Genomic DNA, 5,722 nt, shown 5'->3' with positions numbered 1-5,722 from the left:
TCCATTTTAGATCAAGGTTTTATTTTTCAAATATTTAAATGTCAGATACTTAAATATAAATAAAACCTTGTTTCTTTTCTAATATTTTTTGAGTTTATTATATCGAACTCACGTTAATTACCTTTTTGTTCAAAGAAATATCCGTGTTGAAAACCCATTCCCATATCGGAGAAAGTACTTTCTAATTGATGTCCTTTCGCAAAACACCTCCCTACTCTTTCGATCATCATTTTACAATTAACTCCACGAGCTATAAATAATATCACCAACTAAACCTTAATGTCCTGATTTGCGTTTTACATCAACAACCTTTTAAATGAACGATTATGCAAAGTAACGCAGTAGGCTGGTTTGAAGTACCGGTAACCAATATGGACCGGGCCATAAAATTTTACGAAACGGTATTAGACATCAAACTCGACCGCAATCAAATGGAACCGCTGGATATGGCGTGGTTTCCGATGACCGATGAAAGTTACGGTTCGGCCGGATCGCTGGTGTGCCATACCGAATACTACACCCCGTCAACCAATGGTGTGGTTATTTATTTTATCGCGCACTCGGGCGACCTGAGTAACGAACTTTCGCGCGTTGAAGAAGCCGGAGACAAGGTGCTCCAACCTAAAACAAAAATCTCAGACGAGTACGGTTATATGGCCTTGCTTATCGATACCGAGGGCAACCGGGTAGCATTGCACTCAAGGGAGTAGATTTGGCATTTTGTGCCTTTTGCAATCCGCCTCAGTCCCCTGAAATTTTACTATTTCCCCCTGGTTTTTCAGATCGTGCCCCTTGGGGCGAAGCGTGTGCCCCTATCTTTTTACTTTGTGCCCCTTGGGGATCGTTATGTGAAAACAGGGGCGCGATTTGTGCCCTTTGGGGATTATTCTGTGCCCCTTGGGGATGGCTTTGCGAAAACGGGGGCATGCTTTATGCCCCTTGGGGATCTTTATGCGAAACATGGGGAGCATTCTATGCCCCCTGGGAATTGTTCCGTGCCCCTTGGGGATGGCTTTGTAAAAACAGGGGCGTGGTTTGTGCCCCTCGGGGATTGGATGCTGGATGCTGGTTACCGGATGCTAGATTCTAGATGCTGGATTCTGCCAATTGCTTAATGGAGATTGCCTATTGGGGATTGGATACCGGATACCGGATACTGGATACCGGATACTGGATACTGGATACCGGATACCGGATACTGGATACCGGATACCGGATACTGGATACCGGATACTGGATGCAGGATACTACGCCATCACAATTTTAAGCACCTTTTTTGTTGATGGTGTTACTTTAAAACGATTGTCAAGCCGTTGGCCCATAATCCAAACGATATTTTTACCGCTGCAAAGCAACCACGTATTCTCCTTTTCGTGCAGCGGCATTTTCCGGTCGATAAAAAAATCGCTTACCTTTTTAAAACCTGTCATACCCAGTGGCTGAAAGTAATCGCCTTGTTGCCATTTTCGCATCAATAATGGAAACTGCACCTTCTCCAAATCCACACAGGCAATATTGCCATCCTTTATGATTGTAAAATCTTTGGCATCCAAACGCTCAATCGAGATATTGAATGGCGCAAATAACTCCATATCGTCCTCTTCGATATAATACACACGGTCTTCATCACTTGTGAGTTGCTGAATAAACAAAACATCGCGATCTTTTACCAATCGGTGTGTTTTCGAGAAAAACTGTTTGCCTGAATGCGTTTCCAGGCTTTGAAAAACCGAGTCAACAACACTGGCGTTAAACCCATAACCCGAAAGTATTTCGAGCAAAACAGTCTTTGAATGTAACGCGTTTTGCAATGCCGGAATTGAAATTACCGACTGCTCTTTATCTTTGGTCAGCACCGCCTTTATTTCATTACCAACAGCATCTTTATATACATCGTATGCCACTTTCAGATTGTCGACACTAGCCAGGAAGTTCTTTTTAAAAGCCGGATTCAACTCCGAAAACAAAGGCAGAATCTTATGACGCAAAAAGTTTCGTTGGAAAACTACTTCGTTGTTCGAAGAATCTTCACGATAGGAAATAGAATTCTCGGCAGCGTATTTTTCAATGTCTTCGCGGCTTGCAAACAACAACGGACGAATCAGTTTCCCCTTTTTCTCTTTTATCCCGGTAAGGCCTTTTATGCCGGTTTTCCTTGACAGGTTTAAAAAGAAAGTCTCGATAAGGTCGTCCTGGTGATGAGCCGTTACCATACAGTCGTATTCATACTCTTTGCGAATACGTTCGAAAAACCCGTAACGTAACTCACGCGCGGCCATTTCAATTGAAATACCTTTTAGCGATGCGTATTCGATGGTGTCGAACGTTTCAAAATGAGCAGCAGTTCCGTGTTGTACCACCTGCTCGCGCACAAAGGCCTCGTCGCCGTCCGACTCATCACCACGCAACCTGAAATTGCAATGCGCAATGCCATATTCAAATTCCGAACGCTCGAATAAATGTAGCAGTACCATGCTGTCGATCCCACCGCTAATAGCCAGCAATATTTTTTGCCCGGACTTTATCAGCTGCTTTTGGTTTATGTTATTTATGAACTGGTCGAACATGGTTACTTGTTATTCTTTTTTCCTTCTACTGAAAGTTCGCACCTTTTATGGCAATATAAAGACAAAAATTGAGAGCTGTCATTTCGAAGGAGGAACGACTGAGAAATCTCTTTCCCTGAAGAACAGATTTCTCCTCATTCTTCGTCGAAATGACAAGTAGCTACTTTTTCACTTTTCCAACTGCCTGTGCAATGTTCAGGATTACCTCAACTGATTTTAACATTGACGGAATTGGCACAAACTCAAACGGCCCGTGAAAATTATGGCCACCGGCAAAAATATTCGGGCAAGGCAGCCCTTCGTACGAAAGTCGTGCGCCATCGGTACCACCGCGAATTGCTTTTATTTTAGGTTCCACACCGGCATCAATCATGGCCTTTTCGGCAATATCGATTATGTATTTTACCGGCTCCACTTTTTCGCGCATGTTGTAGTACTGATCGGCTATTTCCATCTCCACAACTTCGCTTCCGTATTCGGTATTGATCAGTTTCACCACTTCAGTAAGAAATTGCTTTTTCTCTTCAAATTTGGTTTTATCATGATCGCGGATAAAGTACAGTAATTCTGCTGCATCCACCCCTCCATTCATTGATAAGAGATGGTAAAAACCTTCATATTTCTCGGTATGTTCCGGACGTTGTGTCGGTGGCAGCATGGCAATTAATTTATGCGCTACCAACAAGGCATTGATCATTTTATTTTTGGCAGCACCCGGATGTACGCTCAATCCTTTAATTTTAATAGTAGCTCCGGCGGCATTAAAGTTTTCATACTCCAGCTCGCCAATTTCGCCACCATCGAGCGTGTAGGCAAAGTCGGCCCCGAATTTCTTCACATCAAAAAAGTCGGTTCCTTTACCAATCTCCTCGTCGGGAGTAAAAGCAATACGGATTTTTCCGTGCTTTAAATCCGGCGAATTTAACAACTGCTCGGCAGCGGTAACAATTTCGGCTACTCCGGCTTTATCGTCGGCGCCTAAGAGCGTTGTTCCGTCGGCGGTAATAATATCCTGCCCCTTGTAGTTCAGCAGCTCCGGAAATTGTTTTGGATCGATACAAACCTTGTTTTTCAGATATATGGTACAGCCATCGTAATTCTCAATAATCTGCGGCTCTACACTTTCGCCCGAAAAATCAGGACTGGTATCCACATGCGAAATAAATCCAACCACCGGACAATCGCTAACGCCCTTTGCCGGGATGGTTGCGGTTACATAACCGTATTTGTTCATTTCCACTTCACTCAGTCCAATCTGTTTCAACTCCTCAACCAGTTTTTTCATAAAAACCAGTTGGCGGTCGGTACTTGGGTAAGTTTTACTTTTTGGATCGGAAGTGGTGTATTGTTTTGCGTAATTGATAAATCGTTCTACTACTTTTTCCATTCTGTTATCTGACTTTAAAATATTCTATTTTCAACGTGATGTGCAAATTTATATTTTTTACACCGGATAAAAACTGACAAAGCATTCAAATTAGGATCCAGAATCCAGAGATGTCATCTTTCTATATGCTAAAAATAAAGATGACATTCATTTATCTCACAGTATCAAGTATCCAAAATCAAGCATCCAACATCCAGTATCCAGTTGAGCCAATCGAATTGAAAATCGGCCGCAGCCAAATTCCGACCGTAAGCGTCGGGGCATCCGGCTCTAAACATCATCCGAATTAAAGGTAAATCCCAGACGTTTACCGGTAACCATTTTCGAATGACTCATTTTTTGCCGCATCTGATCGACAGTGGCCACCTTTACCTGATCGTAAACCGGCATCAACGCATCAAACTCAATACTATACTGAATGGCTGTTTCAACAATTTGCCGAATAAATCCGGGCGAAATGGTATCGATGGCAAAATCTTTCACCACCTCATTTGACTGTCGTTTCCCTTCAACGAAAAAGTGTTTGTCATTGTTGACGAAAATACGGGCTACCAGGTACCCAAGGTCGTTTACGCGGTTGTATTTAAACGAATCAGCCAGGAAGTTATAAATATTGATTACCCCGCAATACGAACGCAGCGAATCCTCTTCGATGTATTTTGTTTTCCACACCGGGTGTTTATCGTCGAACTCGAAAACATTGGAGTGCATACTAAATATCAGCAAATCGCCGCCCACTTTAAACTCCACCTCAAACGGCCCCCTGTCGTTGTATTGCGGCAAAGCCACATCGGACACCTTGCCCTTTACAGCCTTTAGGTAGTCTTTTTCAAGCTGATTCAGCACCTTTTTCAGGATGGTGAAAGTTAACCGGGTGTTTTGGTAAACCTGCTCTTTTACGGTTGATTTGATAACCAGTGCTTCAAGAAACGAAGCCCGAACTTCTTTTTCAGTCATAGCGTTTAAATATTAACTTTTAAATGTACACAATTACTGAAAAAAAAGAAAGCAGCCCGGTTGAGCTGCTTTTATTTTTTAGCTTCTGAATTGTTTTCAGTTTTATGTCACCACTAAGTTAGTAGGCCAATGCGAACAATACCCTGCGTTTTGAAGGTTTGCCCGAGTAAATACACTTTCCTTCTTCCTCTTCGTATTCCAAAGGCATACAACGAATCGTTGCCTTGGTTTCGTTTTTAATGAGGTCCTCGGTTTCTGGTGTTCCATCCCAGTGTGCCGAAATAAAACCACCTTTTGTAGTTAATATTTCTTTAAACTCTTCCCAGGTATCAGCTTTGCGTGTATTTTCAGCTCTGAAATCGTAGGCTTTTTTGAAAATATTTTGCTGAATGTCTTCCAATAAATTTTCTACGTACTCGTCGATATTGTCAAGCGAAGTAACTTCCTTTGTCAGGTTGTCACGACGGGCAACTTCCACTGTTCCGTTCTCCAAATCCCGTGGTCCCATGGCTAAACGTACCGGAACACCTTTTAATTCGTATTCCGCAAATTTCCATCCCGGTTTACGTGTATCACGGTCGTCGTATTTTACCGTAATACCTTTTGCTTTTAATTTGGCGATAATCTCATCCACTTTTTCGGTAATGCCAGCCAGCTGTTCCTCGTTCCGGTAAATCGGAACAATTACCACCTGGTAAGGCGCTAATTTTGGAGGCAATACCAAACCGTTGTCATCAGAGTGCGCCATAATTAACGCTCCCATCAAACGGGTTGAAACACCCCACGATGTTGCCCAAACGTAATCCTCTTT

Annotated in this window: 6 protein-coding genes; 2 read left to right on the top strand and 4 right to left on the bottom strand. The window is 42.8% G+C overall.

What is annotated here, in order from left to right; translation table 11 throughout:
* Nucleotides 1-326 precede the first annotated feature (326 nt).
* Both ABZB17_RS19685 and ABZB17_RS19680 read left to right on the top strand, forming a co-directional pair.
* Nucleotides 327-710 carry a VOC family protein gene (locus ABZB17_RS19685; RefSeq protein WP_372652815.1) on the top strand — a complete coding sequence of 128 codons (384 nt, stop codon included), beginning with the start codon at nt 327-329 and terminating at the stop codon, nt 708-710.
* A gap of 404 nt (nt 711-1,114) precedes the next feature.
* A complete protein-coding gene (locus ABZB17_RS19680; protein ID WP_372652813.1) occupies nt 1,115-1,267 on the top strand; it encodes a hypothetical protein in 153 nt (50 codons plus the stop codon).
* Here ABZB17_RS19680 and tilS read toward each other — a convergent pair.
* The 4 genes from tilS to ABZB17_RS19660 all read right to left on the bottom strand — a co-directional run.
* Nucleotides 1,248-2,567, bottom strand: a complete 1,320-nt coding sequence (tilS, locus tag ABZB17_RS19675) for a tRNA lysidine(34) synthetase TilS (protein WP_372652810.1) — start codon at nt 2,565-2,567, stop codon at nt 1,248-1,250. The two genes, ABZB17_RS19680 and tilS, sit on opposite strands and share 20 nt — an antisense overlap.
* A 160-nt stretch (nt 2,568-2,727) precedes the next feature.
* Nucleotides 2,728-3,954 carry a peptidase T gene (gene pepT / locus ABZB17_RS19670; RefSeq protein ID WP_372652808.1) on the bottom strand — a complete coding sequence of 409 codons (1,227 nt, stop codon included), beginning with the start codon at nt 3,952-3,954 and terminating at the stop codon, nt 2,728-2,730.
* Nucleotides 3,955-4,224: 270 nt separating this feature from the next.
* Complete coding sequence (locus ABZB17_RS19665) at nt 4,225-4,911, bottom strand: hypothetical protein (protein ID WP_372652805.1); 687 nt, start codon at nt 4,909-4,911, stop codon at nt 4,225-4,227.
* Between the two features lie 118 nt (nt 4,912-5,029).
* On the bottom strand, nt 5,030-5,722 hold a 693-nt coding region (locus ABZB17_RS19660), incomplete at its 5' end, for a proline--tRNA ligase (protein WP_372652802.1).

Origin of the sequence: Draconibacterium sp., from assembly GCF_041583095.1 — a bacterium.
Lineage (GTDB): Bacteria > Bacteroidota > Bacteroidia > Bacteroidales > Prolixibacteraceae > Draconibacterium.
Note: the sequence above shows the minus strand (reverse complement) of the source record. Positions and strands in the feature narration are given on the sequence as shown.